Source organism: Bradyrhizobium sp. MOS001 (assembly GCF_004634465.1).
In the GTDB taxonomy this organism is placed as follows: Bacteria; Pseudomonadota; Alphaproteobacteria; order Rhizobiales; family Xanthobacteraceae; genus Bradyrhizobium; species Bradyrhizobium barranii.
In genome coordinates, this window is sequence record NZ_SPVJ01000007.1 from 28,471 (window position 1) to 51,891 (window position 23,421).

Consider the following 23,421-nt stretch of genomic DNA (forward strand, 5'->3'; position numbering starts at 1 on the left):
AGTAACTGTAAAATCGAGAAGTTCTCTCAACCGGGAGCCGTTCCCTGAATAGGCACAATTCCAGGTTCGACAAAAAGTTCCCAGATAAGCGGAACTTTTCTTGGCGTGAGGCGTAGACAGCCCAGCAGGGGAACCCGGGCCTCCCCGCTTGTTGCCTGGTTCGTCAAGGTTGGCCCGAAGATGAATGGAGTGGGGATGTCCCGTTCGCAGCTTGTTGCTGAACACTTGCCGTTGTTGCGCCGGTACGCGCGCGCCCTGACGGGCAGCCAGGCCTCCGGTGACGCCTATGTCGCAGCCATGTTGGAAGCGATGCTCGGAGATCCGTCCGTGCTCGACGAGAGCCATGGTCCGCGCGCCGGCCTGTTCCGGCTGTTCACCCAGATATGGAATTCGGTCTCCGTCAACGACGATGCCGAGGTGACGACCTTGCCGATGCCGCCGGAGCGGCGGCTGTCGAACATCACGCCGCTGCCGCGGCAGGCGTTCCTGCTGCTCTCGCTCGAGGGATTCTCGGAAGAGGAAGTCGGCTACATCCTCGGCACCGACGTCGCCGAGACGCGGCGGCTTGCCGATGCCGCGGGACGCGAGATGGCGGCCGAGATCGCGACCGACGTGCTGATCATCGAGGACGAGACCTTCATCGCCATGGACCTCGAGAGTCTGGTGAAGAATCTCGGTCACAATGTCGTTGGTGTCGCGCGCACCCATGCCGATGCGGTGGCGCTGGCCAAGAACAAGCGGCCGGGCCTGATTCTCGCCGACATCCAGCTTGCCGACGGCTCGTCGGGCCTGGACGCCGTCAACGAGCTGCTCCGCACCTTCGAGGTGCCGGTGGTGTTCATCACCGCCTATCCGGAGCGCTTCCTGACCGGCGAGCGCCCCGAGCCGGCGTTCCTGATCTCAAAACCGTTCCAGCCCGCGATGGTGTCGGCGGTGGCGAGCCAGGCGCTGTTCTTCCAGCGGAACTCGCGCAACCGCGCGCCCAAGGCGCCGGCGGCGTAAGCAAGCCTCTATCGGACTAAGGAAACGGCGCGTCGCAAGGCGCGCCGTTTTTGCATGTGGCAGAGAGTTGTTCTGTTCTGCTTCAGCAGCCGCGGCAGATGCTGCGAAGCATGGAATTCAGCTTGGTATCGTCTGGCCCAGGGGACTTCGCATTCAGCCTGGCCTGGTCCTCGATCCAGGATTTGAGCAATTTTTCTCGTTCCGGCGACGGCCCTGGGTTTAGCCGCGTTCCGTCGAAGCTCATGAGGACGGTCACTCTCTGCAGGTCGTCCTTCGCCTCAGCGGGCGGTTTCGGGAATGGCACGGATCGCTCGACCATGGCGAGCGTTGCGGCATCTAGCGGCGCGAAGCCTGTGCTTTCTACCAGCACGTTCGAGATCAATTTGCCTGAACGATCGACCACGAACGTGACGCCGGTATCGCCCCTCTGACCGATCGCCTCCGGAGGAAATGCCCTGTGGCGCCAGACGTGTTGGGTGACCGTCTTGCGCCAGGCGGCCATGGGATCGGCCTCCGTGGAGGCGGGATCCGTGGAGGCGGGATCCGGCCTGCTCAGCACGACCCCTAAGGGCGGCACCTGAAATTGACGGCCGCTGAAGACAATCTGCACCGTGAAAGGGAACGAGTCCTCCTTGAGCTCCGAAGGTGGCGCCGGAAACGGTTCGGCGCGGGCGATGATCGCCAGCGCAGCATCGTCGAGCGACCGCGAGCCGGCGCTTTCAGCCAACGCCCGCGAGATCAACGTGCCCGACCGGTCGATGACGAAAGTGACTCTGGCCTTGCCGGTTTGCCCCCGTGCTCCAACTGGAAAGAACCTGTTGCTTGCAATATGTGCCGACAGCCCCGCCTTCCAGGCTTTGACGGTCTCGCTCTGCGGTTCAGTCTGCGCATGTGCGGGGAACGCCGCCAACAATCCGAGAAGCGCGGCCAACAAGGGGAATTTCATCTGCATCGGTGCGGATACTAATCGCGGTCAGGTTGATTGCAAGGCTCCCTACCCGTATCGCGCTCGCGCGGCTGTGGGCAATTCGAAGGGCTGGGAAGCCCGCTTGACGGCGGCCAAATTGCCTCGTTCATACGTCGGGTCGATGACATCAGTCGCGACCTCGAGCCGCCAGGGGATTTTTCATCATGGACCAGCAACTCCTCGACCGCCTCGCCATCCGCGACCTCGTCGAGAACTGGGCGGTGTGGCGCGACGCCGGTGACTGGGAGCGTTTTGCTACGGTCTGGCATGACGAGGGCTGGATGTCCGCCACCTGGTTTCAGGGACCGGCGCGGGATTTCATGCGGGTCAGTCAGGAGGGGTTTGCCAAGGGCGTGCGCATCCTGCATTTCCTCGGCGGCACCAGCATCGATCTCGCAGGCGAGCGCGCCATCGCGCAGACCAAGATGACGATCTCGCAGCGTGCCCCGGTGCATGACGTGCTCTGCGACGTCGTCTGCACCGGGCGCTTCTACGATTTCCTGGAGAAGCGGCATGACCAATCCGGTATTGGCAAATGGGGCATCGTCCGCCGCCAGCCGATCTACGAGAAGGACCGGATCGATCCGGTCGATCCCGCCGCAACGCTTCAACTCGACCAAAAAGCGCTCGCCGCACTGCCCGAAGGCTACCGCCACCTCGCCTACATGCAGGAGCTGATCGGCTACAAGGTCAAGCGCGACATGCCGGGCCTGATCGGCACTGAAGTCGAGAAGCTCTATGGCGAGGGGCGGAATTGGCTGGCGGGGAAGTCGAAGTGAACCGCAGACAAAAGTAAGGCGCGACTGGCATCACCACAGTCGCGCCCTACGTCGCCGGCTTATGGGGCAGGGGGGAATAGCCGGCTGTTGAGACGACTCTCGGGCCTGAGAGTCGTTCCAGGCGGGTGAAAATTTTTTTGTGCGGCCTTTTTATGCGCCCTGCCGTGAATTTCGCACACGGTTAAGTGATCTTAACGGCTGAGAACTGCCGGTCCTCCCATCGCGTTGTTCCCGCGATCGCCATGGGGCGAGGGATCGACAGCCATGTTGCAGATGCAAAAGGTATTTTTGGGTGTTGTCGCGATTGCCGCGACGCTTGGTGCCGTCCAGGTCGGTGCCGTCCAGCTGGCCTCTGGCCATGATCTGGCCGACCGCTGGCAGGCGGTCGCCGACAGGCCCACGCAAGATGCGGGTCACAACGTCAACCGTTCCGGCAAGGCCGACCGGTTCGCCGACGTCAAGCAGGCCCCGGTTCCCACCCGCACCGTGTCGATGCGGCTGAACGATCTGGCCGAGACGTCGGTGCTGCTGCGGGTCCGCGCGGTCATCGAGACCGGCAACGCCAAGCCGCCGGTGCTGCTCCAGAACCGGAAGCAGGGTCCCAAGAGGCCGACGATTGCCTGCGAGCCGATGGTCAGCTCCCTGACCGAGGTCGCAAAGCTGCTCCAGCCCGGCCGCTGTGTGACCTGATTCGTCTTCGCCGCCCTTGGCCGCCACGGACAAATCGCCTTCCCGCCGGGAGGGCGATAGTTCACGTCCACTTGATCCCCTATCCCCTCGCGTTATATCCCGGGTTTCTTTCCCCTTTGATTGACCGGGTAAACGCATGACGACGTCAGATACGGCCGCGCATACGCAGCCTTTCCAGGCCGAGGTTTCCGAGCTTCTGCACCTCATGGTGCACTCCGTCTATTCCGAGACCGACATCTTCCTGCGCGAGCTCGTCTCCAACGCATCGGACGCCTGCGACAAGCTGCGCTATGAAGCCATCGCCAGCCCGGCGCTGCTGGGCGAGGGCGACGCGCTCAAGATCCGGATCATCCCCAACAAGACGGCCGGAACGCTCACGATCGCCGACAACGGCATCGGCATGGAGCGCCAGGAGCTGATCGACCATCTCGGCACCATTGCCCGTTCCGGCACCAAGGCGTTCGTCTCGAAGCTGAAGGAGGCCAAGGACGGCCTCGGCCTGATCGGCCAGTTCGGCGTCGGCTTCTATTCCGCCTTCATGGTCGCCGAGAAGATCGTCGTCGTCAGCCGGCGTGCCGGCGAGAGCGACGTGTGGAGCTGGACGTCCTCCGGCGGCTCCGGCTTCGAGATCGCGCACGCAAGCGATGAGGAAGTGGCGCGCGTGGCACGCGGCACCGAGATCGTCCTGCACCTGAAGGACGACGCCAAGAAGTATCTCGAGACCTACGAGATCGAGCGCATCGTCAGTGCCTATTCCGACAACATCCTGTTCCCCATCGAGCTGGTGCCGGAAGAGGGTGAGCCGCGCCAGATCAACTCGGCGAGCGCGCTGTGGCAGCGCTCCAAGTCCGAGCTGACGGCCGAGGACTACAAGAAGGCCTATCAGCAGATCGCCTCCGCCTTCGACGATCCCGCGATGACGCTGCACTACCGCGCGGAAGGCCGCTATTCCTACGCCGTGCTGCTGTTCGCGCCGTCGACGAAGCCGTTCGACCTGTTCGAGCCGAACCGCAAGGGCCGGGTGAAGCTTTACGTCCGCCGCGTCTTCATCACCGACGATGCCGATCTGCTGCCCGGCTATCTCCGCTTCATCCGCGGCGTGGTCGACAGCGAAGATCTCCCGCTCAACATCTCGCGCGAGATGCTCCAGAACAATCCGCAGCTCGCGCAGATCCGGAAAGCCGTGGCGACCCGAGTCGTTTCCGAGCTGGAAAGCCTTGCCGACAAGGACCCGGAGAATTTTGCCAGGATCTGGGACGCCTTCGGCGCAGTGCTGAAAGAAGGCATCTACGAGGATTTCGAGCGGCGCGAAAAGCTGCTGTCCTTGTCGCGCTTCGCCACCACCTCGGGCGAGAAGCGTTCGCTGAAGGACGTCATCGCCGGTTTCAAGCCGAACCAGACCGAGATCTACTATCTCGTCGGCGACAGCATCGAGCGGCTGAAGTCCAATCCGCGGCTGGAAGCCGCGACCGCGCGCGGCATCGAGGTGCTGCTGCTGTCGGATCCGGTCGATGCCTTCTGGACCTCGATGCCATCGGAGTTTGACGGCAAGCCGCTGAAATCGCTGAGCCAGGGCGATCTCAATCTCGACCTGATCCCGCGCACCGACGAGGCCGACGAGGCGAAGAAGGACGAGCCGCAAGCCGACGAGGCCGCTACCATCGCGGTGATCAAGGCCGCGCTCGGCGAGCGCGTCAGCGACGTCAAGGTCTCGACGCGCCTCACCAGCTCCGCCTCCTGCCTCGTCGCCGACAGTCAGGGCCCGAGCCGCGAGCTCGAGCGCATCCTGTCGCAGCAGAACCGCGGCATGCGCACCAAGCCGATCCTCGAGATCAATCTGCGCCATCCGCTGGTGACGGCGATCACCGGGGCGCAGGCCGGCTCCAGGGCGGTCGACGATCTCAGTCTGATCCTGCTCGAACAGGCGCAGATCCTGGACGGCGAATTGCCCGAAGACCCTGCCGCGTTTGCGGCAAGGCTCAACCGGCTGGTCCTGCAGGGGCTGGGCGGGTAGCGCGCGCAGCGCACCCTGCTCACCTTGCCGTCATCCGCCGGAGGAACAGTCGCCTCCGGCGTGGTGTTATGCCATAGGAGGACGTCGGCATCAGATCCGACGCCGCCATCGATTCGAGGATGTCTCCATGCGCCTGCCTGTCCTGACCCTCACCGCGATTGCCACGCTGTTCGTGGCGGCAGATGCCGAAGCCCAGACCTATGATCCGCGCTATCCGGTGTGCATGCACGTCTATACTTCGGGCGGCCGGGGCGGTGGCGGCGACTATTACGACTGCTCCTTCACCTCGATCCCGCAGTGCCGGGCCACGGCGTCGGGCCGCGCGGCGAGCTGCGATGTCAATCCCTATTACGCCTACAACGAACCGCCGCCGCCCCCGCGCAAGCGTCACAAGAAGGTGCAGTAGTTGTTCGCGATGCGGCACGCAGCAACATCCCTCATGCGTTTCTCATCCGGCCTGATCATCACCGTCGGCGCGCTGACCGCAGCTGCGCCGTCGCATGCGCAGACCTTTGATCCCAGCTTTCCCGTCTGCATGCACGTCTATTCCGGCGCGAACGGCGGCGGCGGGGAGTGGTACGATTGCTCCTTCACGTCGCTGCCGCAGTGCCGCGCCACGGCGTCGGGCCGCGCCGCGACCTGCGATCTCAATCCGTATTATCCGGTCAACGTTGCGCCGCCGCGCCCACGCTACAGGCGAAGCGGCTAGCGCCCACCACCCGTTCAGCTGCGAATCCGGCGGAGCATGCAGAACTAGGTGCCGTGAGGCGCCTTGTTGGCAGCCGCGAAGATCGCGTCGGTCAATTGCCAGGTCATCTTGTCCGTGGTCCAGTCGCTGGCGTGCAGCCTGGTGTCATCGCCCGGGTCGACCAAATGGTCGAACGAGATCCTTGCGACCTCGTGCCAGCTCTTCATCAGCGCGAAGCGGCGGAAGACGTTGACCTGTTTCTCGTACGCGATCTGGCTGATCGCCTCGACCATGGCGTCCGCTTTCTGGTGCTTGGCCGGTGTCAGCACCGCAGGCACATATTGAAGGTCCATCAGGATCACGTCGATCCGCTTCGCGCCGAGCAGCTGGTCGACACCCTCACGAATGGCCTTCGTGGTGTCCGCAAACGAGGGACCGTCGGCTTGCCACACCGAATTGGTGCCGACCTGCCAGATGACGAGATCGGGATTGAGATCGAAGACGTCGTGCTCGAACCGCTTCAGCTCCAAAGGAGCGTCTTCGCCGCCGACGCCCCGGTTGATCACCTCGATTCCGACATTTGGAAATTTGATCCGAAGATCCGCCAGCAGCCGTTGCGGATAGGGAGCGATGCCTCCTTCGCCCGCCGTGGTCGACGAGCCGATCGCAACCACTCTGGCCTGCCCACCCTTCACGCGGCTGCCGAAATTCTCCAGGCGCTGGTCGAACGGCGCGGCCTGGACCGGAAACTCTGACGGATCGAAAGCCACGGGACGCCTCCCTTTCGTAGCCATGACAACGCAGGGTAGAAAAGCATAGCCCGTTTACCAGGGAGCGCATAGCCTCGGCGAGGCCGGATCGCTACCCCGTCCCGATCCCCGACAACTCGATCACCTTGCACCAGCGATCGGTCCCCGCCGTCAGCACGCCGCCCAACTCGCCCGCGTCGGACGGCCAGAGTTAATCACGTACTAACCTGGCTTTACCTTGTCTCTTAACACCTGGGCAGGGCATGCGAGCTAAGCTTGGAGAAACAGCAGACACGTTCCGAAAGAATGGACGGCATGACCATCGGCGTCATCGAGCAACCGAAAGTCGCGCGCGCACCTTCGGCTTCAAAGATCTGGCTGAAGGCGATCGAGCTCACCGCACGCATCGAGACGCTGCCGGGCCGGCTGTTCGCCGACGTCGTTGACGATTGGGCGCAGCGTCAGCCCGATCGCACCGCGCTGGTCGCAGATGAGACAACGATCGACTACGCAGGCCTCTCGAAGCGCATCAACCGCTATGCGCGCTGGGCGCGCTCGGTCGGCGTGGCCAAGGGGGATACCGTCGCGCTGATCATGCCGAACGGCATCGACTATCTTGCCGCGTGGCTCGGCATCAGCCGGGTCGGCGGCGTGGTCGCGCTGATCAACACCAGGCTCGTCGGCCAGTCGCTCGCGCATTGCGTCGATGTGGCCAGGCCGTCGCATGTCATCGTCGCGCACGAGCTCATGGAAGCCTTGGACGGCGCGTCGCCGCACCTGAAGACAGAAGCAAAAGTCTGGACCCATGGCGATGCCCGCAGCGAGCGCGCGATCGACGTCGCACTTGTCGCGCTCGAGGACGGGCCGCTCTCGCCGGACGAGCATGGCGACGTGACGATCAACGACCGGGCCCTGCTGATCTACACCTCCGGGACCACCGGCCTGCCGAAGGCGGCGAGCATCAGCCACCGACGCATCCTCAACTGGGGCTTCTGGTTCGCCGGCCTCACCGGCGCCAGCCCGCAGGACCGGCTCTATGATTGCCTGCCGCTGTTCCACTCGGTCGGCGGCATCGTCGCGCCGTGCAGCATGCTCGCCGCCGGCGGCTCCGTGGTGATCGCGGAAAAATTCTCGGCCTCGAACTTCTGGCCCGACATCGTGCGGCACGATTGCACGCTGTTCCAGTACATCGGCGAGCTCTGCCGCTACCTTCTGAAGGCGGCGCCGTCCGAATACGAGAACCGTCACCGCCTGCGGCTCGTCTGCGGCAACGGCCTGCGCGGCGACATCTGGGAGGATTTCCAGGGCCGCTTTGCCATTCCGCGCATCCTCGAATTCTATGCAGCGACCGAAGGCAATTTCTCGCTGTTCAACGTCGAGGGCCAGCCGGGTGCGATTGGACGCGTTCCGCCATTGCTCGCGCATCGCTTTCCGGCGGGGCTCGTCAAGCTCGATCCTGATAGCGGTGCACCCTTGCGCAACGAAGAGGGCTTTTGCGTTGCCTGCGCCCGGGGCGAGGCCGGCGAAGCCATCGGCCGCATCGGCACCGCGGACGAGGGCGGTGGCCGTTTCGAGGGCTATACCGACGCGGGCGAAACCGAGAAGAAAATCCTGCGCGATGTCTTTGCCAAGGGCGATGCCTGGTTCCGCACCGGCGATCTGATGCGGCTCGACGACAAGGGTTTCTTCCATTTCGTCGACCGCATCGGCGACACCTTTCGTTGGAAGGGTGAGAACGTCGCGACATCGGAAGTCAACGACGCCGTGCGCGATTTCACCGGCGTGATCGATGCCACCACCTATGGCGTCAGCATCCCCGGCACCGACGGCCGCGCCGGCATGAGCGCCATCGTCGTCAACGAGGGGTTTGACATCGAGGGGCTGCCCGCCCATCTCGCGCAGCGTTTGCCGGCTTACGCCCGCCCCGTCTTCATCCGTATCTCCCGCGAGCTCGATGCGACCGAGACGTTCAAGCAGAAGAAGGGCGAACTGGCCCGGGAGGGCTTTGATCCGGGCCTGATAAGCGAGCCGCTGTTCATGCTCGACCCGAAATCCGGCGCCTACATCGCCTTGGACGCTGAGACATATGCGCGTGTCGTCGTTGGTACGATCAGGCTGTAACTCATGAGCACGTTGCCACGAGGCAGGTGCGCTCCCTCCCCCCTTGCGGGGGAGGGCTGGGGAGAGGGGTAGCCCCGGAAAAGGACTAACCGTCATCTCGGGTGTCGCAACAGAATTTGCCAGCGCCGAGAGAGTGTGCCGTGCGGCACCCCTCTCCCTGCCCCTCCCCCGCAAGGGGGGAGGGAATGCGAGCAGCGTGCTCACCTCACTGCAACACGCAGCAAAATCCGCCAGATAGGTCCAATTTTATCTGAATTGTCCAAGAAGCCATTTACTTCTGTCGGGTAAACAACACGGGCCTTGGGGAGGCGGTCATCAAGAGCCGCTGCAACACGAACCATCAATAACAAGAGTGAGCCAGCCATGTCGGTAAGGTCTAAGGTCATCGAAGCGATCCAGCAGATCGCCAAGGAGCAGCACGTCACGCTTCCTGCGCTCTCGGACGATCTGTCCCTGCACGAGACGGGTTTCGATTCCCTCGCCTTCGCAATTCTGGTGGCGCGCCTCGAGGACGAGACCGGCGTCGATCCCTTCACCATTTCTGAGGACGTAGCGTTCCCCGCCACCGTGGGCGATTTCGTGCGGGCCTACGAAAATGTCCCCGCGTGAGATTTTCGCGCTTCGCGACTATCTAAGCCCGGAGCTCAAGAGCCGCACGATCTCCGACGCCCATCATGTGGTGTCGCTGACGGACGTCCTGGGGCATACGGTCCTGGGCGGCCGCCTGCGTGAGCTGGCGGGCCGATCTGTCCTGCTGAAGCTGTCGGACCAGCTCAAGTCGGGCCTCGCCATGATCGAGCTCGACGGTGTCGCGCGGCGCATGCTGCTGTGCCCGCCCGATCTCAATCCTGACCACCTCGACGCGCTGATCGCGGACGCCGAGATCGATGCCGTTGTCACCGATGAGCCCGCGCAGTGGGCCGCAAAGACAATCGCGCTCGCCGTCACCGCGCAATTGCCGCTTCAGGCCGCCACGCCGGCCAGGACCGAACGCGCCACGGAATGGCTGATGCTGACGTCCGGCACGTCGGGCGTACCAAAGATCGCCGGCCACACGCTGGAAGCACTGAAGGGCGCCATCGTCGCCGAAGGTCCTGCGCGCGGACTCGCGCCGGTCTGGGCGACATTTTACGACATTCGCCGCTATGGCGGTCTGCAGATCTTCCTGCGCGCCATCCTCTCGGGCGGCTCGATGGTGCTGTCCGATCCGCACGAAGCGCTCGGCGACCACGTCGCGCGGCTGAACACTCGCGGCGTCTCCCATATCTCCGGCACGCCATCGCACTGGCGCAAGCTCTTGATGAGCGGCTCGGCCGCACAGTTCGCGCCGGGATACGTCCGTCTGTCCGGCGAGATCGCCGACCAGGCGGTGCTCGACGGCCTGAAGGCCGCGTTCCCCAATTCCTCCGTCGGTCATGCCTATGCCTCGACCGAGGCAGGCGTCGGCTTTGCCGTGAATGATGGGCTGGAGGGCTTTCCGGCCGATTATCTCGGCAACCGCAACGGTGTCGAGATGAAGGTCGTGGATGGCTCGCTGCGCATCCGCTCGACGCGCACGGCGCATGCTTACATCGGCCGCAATGTAGCCGCGCTGACTGATGACGACGGGTTCGTCGACAGCGGCGACATCGTCGAGTTGCGCGGCGACCGCTATTATTTCGTCGGCCGCCGCGGCGGCATCATCAATATCGGCGGGCTGAAGGTTCACCCCGAGGAGATCGAGGCGGTCATCAATCGTCATCCTGACGTGCGGATGTCGCGGGCGAAATCGCGCCGCAGCCCGATCACCGGCGGCATCGTCGTCGCCGACGTGATCCTCGCCGACGGCACCGATCAGGCGCGGGCAAAGGAGATCCGCGACCAGATCCTGGATCGGTGCCGCGCGCAGCTCGCTTCTCACAAGGTGCCGGCGGTGATCCGCTTCGTCGAGGCGCTCGACGTCACTCCGGCCGGCAAACTGGCGCGCACCGATGCATAATGTCCTCGTCACCGGCGGCAGCCGCGGCATCGGCCTTGCGATCGGCAAGCGGCTGGCTGATGCCGGCTATAATGTGATTGCGGCGGCACGGCGCGAGAGCGAAGAGCTCAGGGCGGCGATCGGCCTCTCCGAAGGGCGCCTGCATTTCCGCGCCTGCGACCTCGCCGTGATCGACGCGATCCCGGCCTTCGCGAAGCTTATCCGCGACGAGTTCGGCCCGATCTACGGCCTCGTCAACAATGCCGGCCTCGGCACCGAAGGCCTGCTCGCCACCATGCACAATTCCGAAATCGAGGCGCTGGTGCAGCTCAACGTGCTGTCGCCGATCATCCTCTCCAAATATGTCGCGCGCCAGATGATGGCCGACGGCGCCGGCCGCATCATCAATATGTCCTCGATCATCGCGACCACGGGCTACAACGGCCTGTCCGTCTACGGCGCGACCAAGGCCGCCGCCACCGGCTTCACCCGCTCGCTCGCGCGCGAGGTCGGCAAGCTCGGCATCACCGTGAATGCGATTGCGCCGGGCTTCATCGACACCGAGCTGACCCACAATCTCTCCGACGAAGGACGCAAGCGCATCGCCGGCCGCAGCGCGCTGCGTCGCCTGCCGGAGACCGATGATGTCGCGCGCATGGTCGAATATCTCCTCGGCGAGGGCGGTCGCAACGTCACCGGCACCGTGTTCACGATCGATGCGGGGAATACGGCGTAAGCGGAACTCCGCCGCCACAATTGAGTTGATCCGGGCGATGACATCAAGCCGGAATTGGTCGTAAGATGCCCCGCAATCGGTTGGGTTATGTCAATCGATCTGCCCCAATCGACAGGGAGCAGTCCATGGCCACTTCAAACATGACCGCTTCAAATCAAGCCCGGATCGAGGAGCCTCGCGCGAAGCCGGACGATGTCCATTGCCCCCCGATGACGCATCAGAATTCCGGCGGACACGGTCATGAAATGTATCCGCAGCAATTCGTGCGCCTGGTCGGCTGCCACGACCTCTCTCTCGACGCCCTGCGCAAGCGCGAGGCCGAAAAGCTGCACTAGGCGTTCACTTCGGCAGGTCAATCCGCTCGCGTGAAAATTCCGGCGGCCCTTCGGTCAGGCGGCGGATGCGGCGTTCGCGTTCGTCCGTTGGCAATGCGGGGTCGAGCAGCCGCTCGATCTCGTGCACGGCCAGCGCCTCGATCTTGGTGGCGTCGGATGCGACCGGCTGGGCCGACGAGAATGCCGGGGGCGCGACCTTCAGGCCCAGTTCGACCAGCTTGCAGATCGCAGCCGAACGCGACAAGTGATGAGCTTCAGCCCAGGCGTCGACGGCCGCGGTCAGTCCTTCCGGCATCTTCACCGCGCTGAGCGGATCGAGCCCCGTACGCCGGTGCACCGGAGCGGTCGAGTCCTTGTTGTCGAAGTCGGGCACTTCGATCATCCCATCAATCTCTGGAGATGCCCCGACCATAGCCGCTCTTCCGGCCGGCTGTTTGACGCCGATCAATGACGGATCGCGCCATTTGCGCCGGCGCGATCTTGTTGTCCGGGTGCATTTCGGCCAATGATCGGGAATCGAAAGAGGGGCGCCGGCCGGCGAACCCGGATCGATCCTGCCTCGTATCTTTCCTCGGACGCGCTTCCCAACCATCCGGCATCACCCGATGACATCAGGCGAATCCTTCTACGGCGGCATTCCCGTCTTCCGCGGCTTCACGAGCCTGATGGACCCCGCGCTCTATGCGCCGCTGCCGGATGATTGGAACATCGGCGTCGCCGATATCGTCGATTCCACCAAGGCGATTGCGGCGCAGCGCTACAAGGCGGTCAACATGGCCGGTGCGGCCGTGATCGCGGCGGTGACGAACGCATTGGAGGGGCGCGAATTCCCCTTCGTGTTCGGCGGCGACGGCGCGAGCTTTGCGGTCGCGCCTTCTGATGTCGAACGCGCCCGCGAGGCGCTGGCCGCGACCGCGACCTGGGTGCGGGAAGACCTCGATCTGAAGATGCGCGTCGCGCTGGTGCCGGTGAGTGCGATCCGCGCCCAAGGGCTCGACGTGCGCGTCGCGCGCTTCGGTCCGTCGGCCAATCTGTCCTATGCGATGTTTTCCGGCGGCGGGCTCGCCTGGGCCGACGCCGCCATGAAGCGCGGCGAGTTCGCGGTCGCCGAGGCGCCCGCCGGCACGCAGCCCGATCTTTCCGGCTTGTCCTGCCGCTTCGAGGTGATGCCGTCCGCGCGCGGTCTGATCCTGTCGGTGCTGGTGATGCCGGCGCGCGGTGTCGATCCGCATGCTTTCCGCAAGGTGATCGAGGACATCATTCATCTCGTCGAGCGCAGTCCGGATGGCGGCCGCCCGGTGCCGCCGCAGGGGCCGCCGCTGAAATGGCCGCCGCAGGGGCTGGAATTCGAAGCCCGCACCAAACGCGGCGGTCCGCTGGTCGCGCGCCGCGCCCGCGTGCTGGCCTACACGCTGTTCGTCTATCTGATCATGCGTTTCGACCTCAACGTCGGCGGTTTCGTGCCAAACGTCTACAAGCGCCAGGTGGTCGAGAATTCTGACTTCCGCAAATATGACGACGGCCTGCGCATGATCCTCGACTGCACCCCGCAGCTCGAGCGCGCGTTGAGCGACCGTCTCGCGGCTGCGGCGCGCGACGGCGTCGTGCGCTACGGCCTCTACCAGCAGGACGCCGCGATGATGACCTGTTTCACGCCATCAGCCCTGCGCAGCGACCACGTCCATTTCATCGACGGCGCGCGCGGCGGCTACGCGTCGGCGGCAACGGCGTTGAAGGCGATGATGGCAGGCGCGAGCTAGCGTCCCGCGCGCGTCCAGGTCTCGCCGCCGCAGAGCGCGCCGACGCAGCCTTCGACCCGCAGCGAATCCGCACCCGTCACGGAGACGTTGCTCGCATAGGTGCTGCCGTCATCGGCATTGTAGATCTGGCCCGACCATTTGTTCGGCCCTGAGGGCTCCATGCCGCTGAACAGCGGCAGGCCGATCATCGCGCGTTTGGCGAGCGCGGGATTGGGATTCTTGCTGTCGGTCGCAGGCTGGCCAGTCGCGGTGTCATAGGGCTCGCGCAGCCAGACGATATGGCCGCAGATGCCGCCGCCGCATTTGCTGATCTTGACGCGCGCATCGCCGGCCTGAGTCAGCCAGGTCCCATCGGCGCTCTGCGCGTGGGCGGCAGTCGCACCAAACAGCGTAGTCAGGATGACGGAAAGGATGGCGAATCTGCCGAACATAGAGAGCCCCCGAAAATGGAGGCGCCTCCATAGCAGTCCGGCAGGATAGTGCAACGCTGGATGGAATCACATTCCTGCGTTTATCTGCCCGCTTATTTGCCTGCGCTCATTTGCCCCAGCGGGCGAAGGCGACCGAGGCTGCGGTCGAAAGTCCGAACACGACCATGGCGCCGCCGACCAGTGCGAACAAGGTCCAGGCCGGCGCCTGCGCAGTCATTAGACCGACGCCGCCGATCGCGACGATCAGCAGCCTCGCCGTGGAAGCCAGCACCGGACCGCCGACGCGCGCCGCGCCTTGCGAGGAGAAGTACAGCGACACGCCCATGCCGAAGAACGCGAAGGCCGGGCCGGCCCAGTGGAAATAGCTGTGCGCCGCCGCGGCGACGCCGGGATCCCCGGTGAAGAGCGATACCCACAGCGCCGGATCAAGCGCGATGACGAGGCCGATCAGGCCGACGGTCAATCCCGAAGCCGCGGCTGCGGTCCAGGCGACACGCCGCGCGCGTTTCACATGTCCGGCGCCCATCGCCATGCCGACCATCGGCACCGAGGCGATGCCGAAGGCGAAGGTGATCGGGATCAGCAGGAATTCCAGCCGCGAGCCGATGCCGTAGCCGGCCAGCATCTCGGTGCCGAAGGTCGCGAGGATTTTTGTGAAGATCAGAATCGTGAGCACGGTCTGGAGCGGCGACAGACAGGCGACCGCGCCGACCTTGAGGATGTCCAGGAACATCGCGCGTTCGAAATGGAAGGCGCGGACCTTCAGCGGCAGCCGGCTGCGGCCGGACAGGAGATACCAGAGGAAGAAGATCGCCGCGCAGGTGAAGGCGATCAGCTGGCCGGCGGCGACACCGGGCATGCCGAATTGCTTCACGCCGAACAGGCCGAGCCCCAGCGTGCCGCCGAGCGCGATCTGGAGCGCGCTCGCCCCGATCAGCGTCATTGAAGGCAGGCGCATGTCGCCGGTGCCGCGGATCACCGAGGCCAGCGTGTTGACGAGCCAGATCGCGACCGCGCCGGAGAACAGCATTTGCGAATAGCCGCTGGCTTCCTCGAGCACGCGCTCGCGTCCGCCGAGCAGCGTGAAGAAGCTGCGGCCGAAAGCTAGCATCATCACCGTGAAGAACAGCCCGCCGCAGAGGCCGATGATGGCGGCATGCAGCGCCAGCGTCGCGGCGCGGTCACGATCGCCTGCGCCGAGCGCGCGGCTGATCGCGGACGAAACGCCACCGCCCATTGCGCCCGCGCTCATCATCTGCGTCAGCATCGCGAACGGAAACACTAGCGCGATCGCCGCCAGCGGAATGGTGCCGAGCCGGCCGATATAGGAGGTCTCGGCAATCGCAACCAGCGTGCTGCCGACCATCGCGATCATGTTGGGGATCGCGAGCCGCAGCAGTGTCGGCAGGATCGGCGCCGTCAGCAGGCTCGCAATGGGGGAAGCGACCGGTGCACGTGGCGGCGCGGCGTCTGCGGAGGCATCGATCGTCATGTTCACCGGGCGGAATATTGGATGACGATCGACATCTTATCGGGCGCAGCATCTTCGCGCCAGTCCTCCCCTCACGCAGGGCTCACCAGGGCAGGCCGCATAGGTCGATGGTGCCCAGCGTCGGCGCGCGGACGATGTTGAAGACGTAGGGCGCCATGTAGTCGAAGCGGATCCGACCCTCCGGCTGCTCGCAATAGACCTCGCCCTTGAAGGGCAGCCAGCTGCGGGCCTCGTAGAACGCAAAATTGTTCGATTCGGAGAACAGCAGCCCGAAACGGACCGCCTCGTTGGCGCGCATGGTGTGGATGGCTGCGTCGATCGCCATGGTCGCGTAGCCGCGGCCGCGCCGGTCCTCGCGGGTGCAGACCCCGCCGATGCCGCCGATGTGAACCTTCTGTCCATTCCAGGTGACGGTACGGAAGTAGATGCCGACGTGGCAGACGAGGCCGTCCTCGGGCGTCTCGATCAGCACGCGAAGGTCGGCATTGGCCCATTTAACGTGGCTCCACGACGGCTTCTCGGCGGCGTCGCGTCCCCAGACCGCACTGAGCAGGGGCTGTGCGATCCGCCACGAAGCGTCGCCGTTCAGGATGTCGATCTCGATGCTCATTGCCTTCTCTTTCGCATCTCCGCGCCGTGGTGCGTTCGTTCTGCCATAAGCGCCTCAAAGGCAATGATATTTTACGGCCTGTCGAAGCGCGCCCCACGATGCGTCGATTTTATGCAATCCGGCCAATCGGCCGCATCACGCAATTTCGCAAATTGGCGGTATTTAACGGCGGTGGAACCTTCTATAAGAGTCCCCGTTAAGCCAGTTCCCCATCAGTCGCGGACAACAACCCATGACCTTTACGCTGCCCCCACTCCCTTACGCCTATGACGCCCTCGGCCAGTTCATGTCGAAGGAGACGCTGGAATTCCACCACGACAAGCATCATCAGGCCTACGTCACCAACGGCAACAACGCGCTTAAGGGCACCGAATGGGAAGGCAAGTCCCTTGAGGAGATCGTCAAGGGCTCGTTCGGCAAGAACCCGGCCGTGTTCAACAATGCCGGCCAGCACTACAACCACATCCACTTCTGGAGCTGGATGAAGCCCAATGGCGGCGGCACCAAGCTGCCGGGCAAGCTCGAGAAGAAGATCAACGAGGACCTCGGCGGCTTCGAGAAGTTCAAGACGGACTTCCAGGCGGCCGGCGTTGGCCAGTTCGGCTCCGGCTGGGCTTGGCTGCAGGTCAAGAACGGCAAGCTCGAGATCGCCAAGACCCCGAACGGCGAGAATCCGCTGGTGCACGGCGCTACCCCGATCCTCGGCGTGGACGTCTGGGAGCACTCCTACTACATCGACTATCGCAACCGCCGTCCGGACTATCTGAAGGCTTTCGTCGAGAACCTCGTGAACTGGGAATACGTCGAGTCCCTGTTCGACAAGGCCTGAGCCATCACACTTTCCGGGTGCGGCGTCGCCGCTCCGGGATGACGAACTCGAAGAGGCGGTCGCATGCGCGGCCGCCTTTTTGCTGTGCGGAATTCGACTGCTGCTTCGCATGGCCCTGCGCGAGATGCGCATCGCTTCCCATCATCGTACTGTTTGCATCGCATGGGCGGCGCCCTTAATCAGGATGGGCATCACCCTCGAGCCCACCGAGCCCGTTGTCAGAGCCTTCCCCGAACAATCCGGCGCCTGCCGAGGACGCGGAGTCCGAGCCGCGGCCGGGGCGTGTGCGCAAGCCGATCGGCTGGTCGACCATCATCATCGCGGTGCTGGTGGCGGTGAGCGCGGGCCTGGTCTGGCGGCGTGATGGCACAGACGGTGTCCTGGAGATTCTCACGCACGACCTCTCGCTGTTCGGCGGCATCCTGCCGCGCGTGCTGGCGGGCTGCCTGCTCGGGGCCTTCATCTCCGAAATCCTGCCGCACGAAAAAGTCTCGCGCTCGCTCGGGCCGAAATCGGGCCTGATGGGCCTTTTGATCGGCACCGCCTTCGGCGCGATCCTGCCGGGCGGACCCTTCACCGCCTATCCGGTGGCGAGCGCGCTGCTCGCTGTCGGCGCCGATTTCGGCGCCACCATCGCCATGGTCGTGAGCTGGACCCTGATCGGGTACGGCCGCGCGGTGGCCTGGGAAATCCCGATCATGGGCACCGACTTCACACTGTGGCGGATCCTGATCTCGCTGCCGCTGCCGGTGCTCGCCGGCGCGCTCGGCCGCTTCGTCTATGTCCGGATCTATCCGCAGCCGGCCGCGAAGGACGACGAGACTTGAGCGCGGCGCTTCTGATCGACATCCTGCTGTGGGGCTCGGTGTTCGGCGTCGGCCTGATCGCCTTCCGCCGCGGCCCACCGGTGTTCAAGGCCTCGCTCCGCGAAGGCTCCATGGACTTCATCAACATCGTGCCGCGCATTGCGCTCGGAGTGATCGGCTCCGGCTACATCGCCGCCATCATCCCGCAGGAGGTGATCACCGGCTGGCTCGGGCCGGACAGCGGCTGGCTCGGGGTTGCGACCGCCGTGGTCGCCGGCGCCGCCACCCCCGGCGGACCCGTGATCGGCTTTTCCATCGGCACGGTAGCGCTGAAGTCGGGCGGTGGGGTGCCGCAGGTGGTCGCCTATGTCGTGGCCTGGGCCCTGTTCGCCTTCCAGCGGGTGATTTTATGGGAAATCCCGTTCATGCCGGCCCGGTTCGTCTGGTTCCGCTGCGCCGTCTCGGTGCCGTTCCCGTTCGTCGCCGCCGCCATCGCGATGGTGATCGGCAAGCCCTGAGCCGGCCGTGGACAGGGGTAATGTTATAATATAACGTCGCTGGCATGGTTCCCGCCGCGTCCCACGCCCATCACCACGACCACGTTCATGACCATTCTCATGGCGACGGGCATTCGCATGGGCACGACCATACCCACGCCCATGTCCATGATGCGGCCTCGCCCCATCCGGCCCAGGACGCGCCTTGGTCGATCCTGCGCATGACCATGGCCGGCCGCCTCGCGGCCGCGCTTGCCGTCTGCGCCGTGCTCTGGGGCGTGGTCTTCCTGGCGATGAGGTGACCATGGCGGCCGTGCACTTCCATAATGTCACGCTCGGCTACGACCGGCATCCGGCCGTGCATCATCTCAACGGCGAGGTCGCCTCCGGTGCGCTGGTCGCCGTGATCGGCCCGAACGGCGCCGGCAAGTCGACGCTGTTGCGCGGCATCGTCGGCATCCTCCGGCCGCTCGACGGCAGCATCCATCTCGGCGGGCTCGATAGCCGCGATATCGCCTATCTGCCGCAGAGCGCGGAGATCGACCGCAGCTTCCCGATCTCGGTGTTCGACTTCGTCGGCACCGGGCTGTGGCGCGACGCGGGCCTGTTCGGGGGCATCGGCAAGGCTGCGCGGGAGAAGATCCTGCGCGCGATCGCCTCCGTCGGCCTCAACGGCTTTGAGAACCGCCCCATCGGCACGCTCTCGGGCGGGCAGATGCAGCGCATCTTGTTCGCGCGCGTGCTGCTCCAGGACGCGCGCCTGATCGTGCTCGACGAGCCCTTCAACGCCATCGACAGCAAGACCACGGCCGATCTGCTCGCGCTGGTGAAGCACTGGCACGGCGAAGGCCGCACCGTGCTCGCCGCGCTGCACGACATGGAAATGGTGCGCAACCATTTCACCGAAACACTGGTGCTGGCGCGCGGCCCCGTGGCCTGGGGACCGACGGCGGAGGTGCTGACGCCGGAAAACCTGCTGGTCGCGATGCGGATGTGCGAGGCTTTTGACGATAGTGCCACGGCTTGCGCCGAGGACGGACACTCGCGGGCGGCGTGATCGCAGATGATCTATGACGCGCTGATCGGCCCGTTCACCGAATTCGAGTTCATGCGGCGCGCGCTCGCCGCCGTGATCGCGCTGTCGCTGGCGGGCGCGCCGATCGGCGTGTTCCTGATGCTGCGGCGGATGAGCCTCGTCGGCGATGCCATGGCGCATGCGATCCTGCCTGGCGCGGCCGTCGGCTTCCTGCTCTCCGGCCTCAATCTGTTCGCGATGACGGCCGGCGGCCTGGTTGCAGGCTTTGCGGTTGCGATCCTCGCCGGCGTGGTCGCGCGTTCGACCGGGCTGAAGGAGGACGCCTCGCTTGCGACCTTCTATCTGGCCTCGCTGGCGCTGGGCGTCACCATCGTCTCGATCAAGGGCACCAACATCGACCTGTTGCACGTGCTGTTCGGCAACATTCTCGCGATGGACGACCAGACCCTGCTGGTGGTGGCCTTCAACGCCACGGTGACGCTGCTGGTGCTCGCGGTGATCTATCGCCCGCTGGTGATCGAGAGCGTCGATCCCCTGTTCCTGCGCACCGTCAGCCGCGCCGGCGGTCCCGCGCATCTCGCCTTCCTCGCGCTCGTCGTGATCAACCTCGTCAATGGCTTTCAGGCGCTGGGCACGCTGCTCGCGGTGGGCCTGATGATCCTGCCGGCGGGCATTGCCCGGTTCTGGTCGCGCGATCTCACTGTGATGATCTGCATCGCCGTCGTCGCTGCCGCCGTCTCGGGCTATGCGGGCCTTGTGCTGTCGTTCCAGACCCGCGTGCCGTCGGGCCCTGCGATCATTCTGCTGGCGACGGTGCTTTACATCGTCTCGGTGCTGTTCGGCCGCGTCGGTGGTATCGTCCGGCAGATGTTTCCCGGCCGGCATCTGGAAGCGTGACGATGCGGCGTCTCCTGCTTTGTGTGCTCCTGCTGATCGCCTCGCCGCTGCATGCGGCCGAGCGGCTCAACGTCGTCGCGAGCTTCTCGATCCTCGGCGATTTCGTCCGGACCGTTGGCGGCGATCGGGTCGACGTCACGACGCTGGTCGGCCCCGACAGCGACGTCCACGTCTACACGCCCGCGCCAAGCGATGCGAAGCGGATTGCGGATGCAAACCTCGTCATCGTCAACGGGCTCGGCCTCGAAGGCTGGCTGCCCCGTCTGGTGCAGTCCGCAGGAAGCAAGGCGCAGGTGGTCACCGTGAGTGCCGGCATCGTACCGCTGAAGCTCGGCTCGGCCGCGGATCCGCATGCCTGGCAGTCCGTCCCCAACGCCAGGATCTATGTGAGCGACATCGCCAATGCGCTGGCCGCGGCCGACCCTGACGACGCCGAGTTCTTCCGCGCCCGGGCAAAGGCCTATCTGGACAAGCTCGAAGCGCTCGACCGCGAGGTGCGGGAGGCCGTGGCGAAAATCCCGCCGGAGCGGCGCAAGGTGATCTCCACCCACGACGCCTTCGGCTATTTCGCCGCCGAATACGGTGTCCAGTTCGTGGCCCCCTTGGGGGTCTCCACGGAGACCGAGCCCAGCGCGCGGGACATCGCCGCCATCATCGGCCAGATCAAGGCCCAAAAGATCCCGGCTGTGTTCCTGGAAAACATCAGTGATGACCGTCTGATCCGGCGGATCGCGGCCGAGACCGGGGCCAAGGTCGGCGGGACCCTGATTTCGGACGGTTTGACCGGCGAAAAGGGGCTTGCACCCACTTACATTGATATGGTCAGGCACAATATAAAGGCCCTGACCAGCGCGCTTGACCACTAGGGCAGGGGGCCACCCCGCCTCGCGTCGCGCGGAAAAGCCCGACCCGGAGTTGTCATGTCTGAAGCGTCCCAAAAAATTCCCGTGACCGTGCTGACCGGCTATCTCGGCGCCGGCAAGACCACGCTGTTGAACCGCATCCTGTCGGAAAACCACGGCAAGAAATACGCCGTCATCGTCAACGAATTCGGCGAGATCGGCATCGACAACGATCTCATCATCGGCGCCGATGAGGAAGTGTTCGAGATGAACAACGGCTGCATCTGCTGCACCGTGCGCGGCGACCTCGTGCGCATCATGGACGGCCTGATGAAGCGCAAGGGCAAGTTCGACGCCATCATCGTCGAGACCACCGGCCTTGCCGATCCCGCGCCTGTCGCCCAGACCTTCTTCGTCGACGAGGACGTGCAGAAGAACGCGCGGCTCGACGCGGTCGTCACGGTCGCCGACGCCAAATGGCTGTCCGACCGGCTCAAGGATGCGCCCGAGGCCAAGAACCAGATCGCGTTCGCCGACGTCATCGTGCTGAACAAGACCGATCTCGTCACCAAGCTGGAGCTTGCCGAGGTCGAGGCCCGCATCCGCGCCATCAACCCCTATGCCAAGCTGCATCGCACCGAGCGCTGCTCGGTCGCCCTGGCGGACGTGCTCGACCGCGGCGCCTTCGACCTCGACCGCATCCTCGACATCGAGCCGGATTTCCTGGAGGCCGATGATCATGACCACGACCATGATCATCACCACCATGGCCACGACCATCACCACCATGATCACGGCCACGGCCTGAAGCACTATCACGACGAGGACATGCAGTCGCTGTCGCTCAAGACCGACAAGCCGCTCGATCCGAACGTGTTCATGCCCTGGCTCCAGAACCTGGTGCAGGTCGAGGGCGGCAAGATCCTGCGCTCGAAGGGGATCCTCGCCTTCCACGACGATGATGACCGCTATGTCTTCCAGGGCGTCCACATGATGCTGGAGGGCAACCACCAGCGGAAGTGGAAGGACGGCGAGCCGCGCGAGAGCCGCCTCGTCTTCATCGGTCGCGAATTGCCGGAAAAGGCCATTCGCGAGGGTTTTGAGAGCTGCATCGTCTCGTGATGAAAGAATTTACGCCGGCCCCCGATTCCGCCTCGATCGTCTCCGTCACCGATCGCGTCAAGCCTGTTACGCTCGGCATGGGCGTGACCTCGGTGTATTTCCTCGGGCCCCGCGCCGCCTTCGTCAGCGGCGAGGAGAATGTCGCGTTCGTCGACGCCAAGGGCGAGATCACGACGGTCGCCGTGCATGGCGGCGGCATTCTGTCGACCGCCTCCGATGGCAAGCGCCTCATCATGGGCGGCGACGACGGCAAGGTCGTGTCGCTCGACGCCAAGGGTGAGGTGACGCTGCTCGCCACCGACCCCAAGCGGCGCTGGATCGACGCGGTGGCGCTGCATCCCGACGGGGCCTATGCCTGGTCGGCCGGCAAGACGGCCACCGTCAAGAGCGGCAAGACCGAGGAGAAGTCGCTCGAGGTGCCCTCGACCGTCGGCGGCCTCGCCTTCGCGCCGAAGGGCCTGCGGCTCGCGATCGCGCATTACAACGGCGCGACGCTGTGGTTTCCGAACATGGAAGGATCCGCCGAATTCCTGCCCTGGGCCGGCTCGCATCTCGGCGTCACCTTCAGCCCCGACAACAAGTTCCTGGTCACCACGATGCACGAGGCGGCGCTGCACGGCTGGCGGCTTGCCGACAACAGGCACATGCGCATGACCGGCTATCCCGGCCGCGTCCGTTCGATGTCCTGGAGCGCGGGCGGCAAAGGGTTGGCGACTTCGGGTGCCGACACCATCATCATCTGGCCGTTCGGCAGCAAGGACGGCCCGATGGGCAAGGAGCCCGCGATGCTCGCGCCGCTGCAGGCGCGCGTGTCGGTGGTCGCCTGCCATCCGAAGAACGACATCCTCGCCGCCGGTTACAGCGACGGCACCGTGCTGATGGTGCGGCTCGAGGACGGCGCCGAGATCCTGGTCCGCCGCAATGGCACCCCTCCGGTCGCAGCGATTGCCTGGAACGCCAAGGGCACGCTGCTGGCCTTCGCCGACGAAAATGGGGACGGCGGTCTGCTGGAGCTATGAGGCCGACTATCCACAGCCTCTCCCTGTTATGTTATTTTTGTT

General features: G+C 64.9%; 27 protein-coding genes. 21 read left to right on the forward strand and 6 right to left on the reverse strand.

Features of this window, described 5'->3' with window-relative positions:
• The first annotated feature begins 195 nt into the window (after window positions 1–195).
• A complete protein-coding gene (locus CT676_RS12750; protein WP_014491706.1) occupies window positions 196–1,002 on the forward strand; it encodes a response regulator in 807 nt (268 codons plus the stop codon).
• An 82-nt stretch (window positions 1,003–1,084) separates the two neighbouring features.
• On the opposite strand, the gene CT676_RS12755 is transcribed toward CT676_RS12750, so the two are convergent.
• The gene (locus tag CT676_RS12755) at window positions 1,085–1,954 is read right to left on the reverse strand and encodes an energy transducer TonB (protein ID WP_135214787.1); all 870 of its coding nucleotides are present in this window, start codon (window positions 1,952–1,954) and stop codon (window positions 1,085–1,087) included.
• Between the two features lie 179 nt (window positions 1,955–2,133).
• On the opposite strand from CT676_RS12755, the gene CT676_RS12760 reads away from it, so the two are divergent.
• From CT676_RS12760 to CT676_RS12780, 5 genes are all read left to right on the forward strand, one after another.
• A complete protein-coding gene (locus tag CT676_RS12760) occupies window positions 2,134–2,748 on the forward strand; it encodes a nuclear transport factor 2 family protein (RefSeq protein WP_085398973.1) in 615 nt (204 codons plus the stop codon).
• Between the two features lie 264 nt (window positions 2,749–3,012).
• Window positions 3,013–3,438, forward strand: a complete 426-nt coding sequence (locus tag CT676_RS12765) for a hypothetical protein (protein ID WP_071909388.1) — start codon at window positions 3,013–3,015, stop codon at window positions 3,436–3,438.
• A 136-nt stretch (window positions 3,439–3,574) separates the two neighbouring features.
• The gene (gene htpG, locus CT676_RS12770) at window positions 3,575–5,452 is read left to right on the forward strand and encodes a molecular chaperone HtpG (protein WP_063985743.1); all 1,878 of its coding nucleotides are present in this window, start codon (window positions 3,575–3,577) and stop codon (window positions 5,450–5,452) included.
• Window positions 5,453–5,579: 127 nt separating this feature from the next.
• Entirely contained in the window at window positions 5,580–5,858 is a 279-nt protein-coding gene (locus tag CT676_RS12775) for a DUF3551 domain-containing protein (RefSeq protein WP_085398974.1), read from the forward strand.
• Between the two features lie 33 nt (window positions 5,859–5,891).
• Window positions 5,892–6,161, forward strand: coding sequence for a DUF3551 domain-containing protein (locus tag CT676_RS12780; RefSeq protein ID WP_085398975.1), 270 nt, complete (start codon window positions 5,892–5,894; stop codon window positions 6,159–6,161).
• A 44-nt stretch (window positions 6,162–6,205) separates the two neighbouring features.
• On the opposite strand, the gene CT676_RS12785 is transcribed toward CT676_RS12780, so the two are convergent.
• Window positions 6,206–6,910 (reverse strand): SGNH/GDSL hydrolase family protein, encoded by a 705-nt coding sequence (locus CT676_RS12785; protein ID WP_085398976.1) that lies wholly within the window; start codon window positions 6,908–6,910, stop codon window positions 6,206–6,208.
• A gap of 285 nt (window positions 6,911–7,195) precedes the next feature.
• Here CT676_RS12785 and CT676_RS12790 point away from each other — a divergent pair, with 285 nt between their 5' ends.
• From CT676_RS12790 to CT676_RS12810, 5 genes are all read left to right on the forward strand, one after another.
• Window positions 7,196–9,010: a long-chain-acyl-CoA synthetase gene (locus tag CT676_RS12790; RefSeq protein WP_085398977.1), complete on the forward strand. Its 1,815-nt coding sequence runs from the start codon at window positions 7,196–7,198 to the stop codon at window positions 9,008–9,010.
• A gap of 363 nt (window positions 9,011–9,373) precedes the next feature.
• Window positions 9,374–9,619 carry an acyl carrier protein gene (locus CT676_RS12795; RefSeq protein WP_014491754.1) on the forward strand — a complete coding sequence of 82 codons (246 nt, stop codon included), beginning with the start codon at window positions 9,374–9,376 and terminating at the stop codon, window positions 9,617–9,619.
• The gene (locus CT676_RS12800) at window positions 9,606–10,988 is read left to right on the forward strand and encodes an AMP-binding protein (RefSeq protein WP_135214788.1); all 1,383 of its coding nucleotides are present in this window, start codon (window positions 9,606–9,608) and stop codon (window positions 10,986–10,988) included. Before CT676_RS12795 ends, CT676_RS12800 begins: the two co-directional genes overlap by 14 nt.
• Complete coding sequence (locus tag CT676_RS12805) at window positions 10,981–11,703, forward strand: SDR family NAD(P)-dependent oxidoreductase (protein WP_071909394.1); 723 nt, start codon at window positions 10,981–10,983, stop codon at window positions 11,701–11,703. Before CT676_RS12800 ends, CT676_RS12805 begins: the two co-directional genes overlap by 8 nt.
• Before the next feature lie 125 nt (window positions 11,704–11,828).
• Entirely contained in the window at window positions 11,829–12,038 is a 210-nt protein-coding gene (locus CT676_RS12810; protein ID WP_094183850.1) for a hypothetical protein, read from the forward strand.
• A gap of 4 nt (window positions 12,039–12,042) precedes the next feature.
• Here the strand turns inward: CT676_RS12810 and CT676_RS12815 are convergent, their stop codons facing one another.
• On the reverse strand, window positions 12,043–12,420 hold the full coding sequence (locus CT676_RS12815) for a hypothetical protein (protein ID WP_085398979.1): 378 nt from the start codon (window positions 12,418–12,420) through the stop codon (window positions 12,043–12,045).
• Window positions 12,421–12,643: 223 nt separating this feature from the next.
• Here CT676_RS12815 and CT676_RS12820 point away from each other — a divergent pair, with 223 nt between their 5' ends.
• Window positions 12,644–13,798 (forward strand): DUF3095 domain-containing protein, encoded by a 1,155-nt coding sequence (locus tag CT676_RS12820; RefSeq protein WP_085398980.1) that lies wholly within the window; start codon window positions 12,644–12,646, stop codon window positions 13,796–13,798.
• Here the strand turns inward: CT676_RS12820 and CT676_RS12825 are convergent.
• The 3 genes from CT676_RS12825 to CT676_RS12835 form a co-directional block, all read right to left on the reverse strand.
• Window positions 13,795–14,229, reverse strand: a complete 435-nt coding sequence (locus CT676_RS12825; protein ID WP_085398981.1) for a DUF2147 domain-containing protein — start codon at window positions 14,227–14,229, stop codon at window positions 13,795–13,797. The genes CT676_RS12820 and CT676_RS12825 overlap by 4 nt on opposite strands.
• Before the next feature lie 106 nt (window positions 14,230–14,335).
• A complete protein-coding gene (locus CT676_RS12830) occupies window positions 14,336–15,721 on the reverse strand; it encodes an MATE family efflux transporter (RefSeq protein WP_085398982.1) in 1,386 nt (461 codons plus the stop codon).
• Between the two features lie 82 nt (window positions 15,722–15,803).
• Window positions 15,804–16,331: a GNAT family N-acetyltransferase gene (locus CT676_RS12835; RefSeq protein ID WP_063985731.1), complete on the reverse strand. Its 528-nt coding sequence runs from the start codon at window positions 16,329–16,331 to the stop codon at window positions 15,804–15,806.
• A 232-nt stretch (window positions 16,332–16,563) separates the two neighbouring features.
• On the opposite strand from CT676_RS12835, the gene CT676_RS12840 reads away from it, so the two are divergent.
• The 9 genes from CT676_RS12840 (at window position 16,564) to CT676_RS12880 (ending at window position 23,379) form a co-directional block, all read left to right on the forward strand.
• On the forward strand, window positions 16,564–17,160 hold the full coding sequence (locus CT676_RS12840; RefSeq protein WP_063985730.1) for a superoxide dismutase: 597 nt from the start codon (window positions 16,564–16,566) through the stop codon (window positions 17,158–17,160).
• Window positions 17,161–17,375: 215 nt separating this feature from the next.
• Complete coding sequence (locus tag CT676_RS12845; RefSeq protein WP_085398983.1) at window positions 17,376–17,987, forward strand: permease; 612 nt, start codon at window positions 17,376–17,378, stop codon at window positions 17,985–17,987.
• On the forward strand, window positions 17,984–18,484 hold the full coding sequence (locus CT676_RS12850) for a hypothetical protein (protein ID WP_008138982.1): 501 nt from the start codon (window positions 17,984–17,986) through the stop codon (window positions 18,482–18,484). The genes CT676_RS12845 and CT676_RS12850 overlap by 4 nt, the downstream gene beginning before the upstream one ends.
• A gap of 44 nt (window positions 18,485–18,528) precedes the next feature.
• Window positions 18,529–18,765 (forward strand): hypothetical protein, encoded by a 237-nt coding sequence (locus CT676_RS12855; RefSeq protein WP_085398984.1) that lies wholly within the window; start codon window positions 18,529–18,531, stop codon window positions 18,763–18,765.
• Between the two features lie 2 nt (window positions 18,766–18,767).
• Window positions 18,768–19,520, forward strand: coding sequence for an ABC transporter ATP-binding protein (locus CT676_RS12860; RefSeq protein ID WP_071909401.1), 753 nt, complete (start codon window positions 18,768–18,770; stop codon window positions 19,518–19,520).
• 6 nt (window positions 19,521–19,526) lie between these two features.
• Window positions 19,527–20,396, forward strand: coding sequence for a metal ABC transporter permease (locus CT676_RS12865; protein ID WP_085398985.1), 870 nt, complete (start codon window positions 19,527–19,529; stop codon window positions 20,394–20,396).
• 2 nt (window positions 20,397–20,398) lie between these two features.
• Window positions 20,399–21,262, forward strand: coding sequence for a zinc ABC transporter substrate-binding protein (locus tag CT676_RS12870; protein WP_085398986.1), 864 nt, complete (start codon window positions 20,399–20,401; stop codon window positions 21,260–21,262).
• Between the two features lie 54 nt (window positions 21,263–21,316).
• Window positions 21,317–22,360, forward strand: coding sequence for a GTP-binding protein (locus tag CT676_RS12875; RefSeq protein ID WP_135214789.1), 1,044 nt, complete (start codon window positions 21,317–21,319; stop codon window positions 22,358–22,360).
• Window positions 22,360–23,379: a WD40 repeat domain-containing protein gene (locus CT676_RS12880; RefSeq protein ID WP_085398987.1), complete on the forward strand. Its 1,020-nt coding sequence runs from the start codon at window positions 22,360–22,362 to the stop codon at window positions 23,377–23,379. The genes CT676_RS12875 and CT676_RS12880 overlap by 1 nt, the downstream gene beginning before the upstream one ends.
• Window positions 23,380–23,421: the final 42 nt, after the last annotated feature.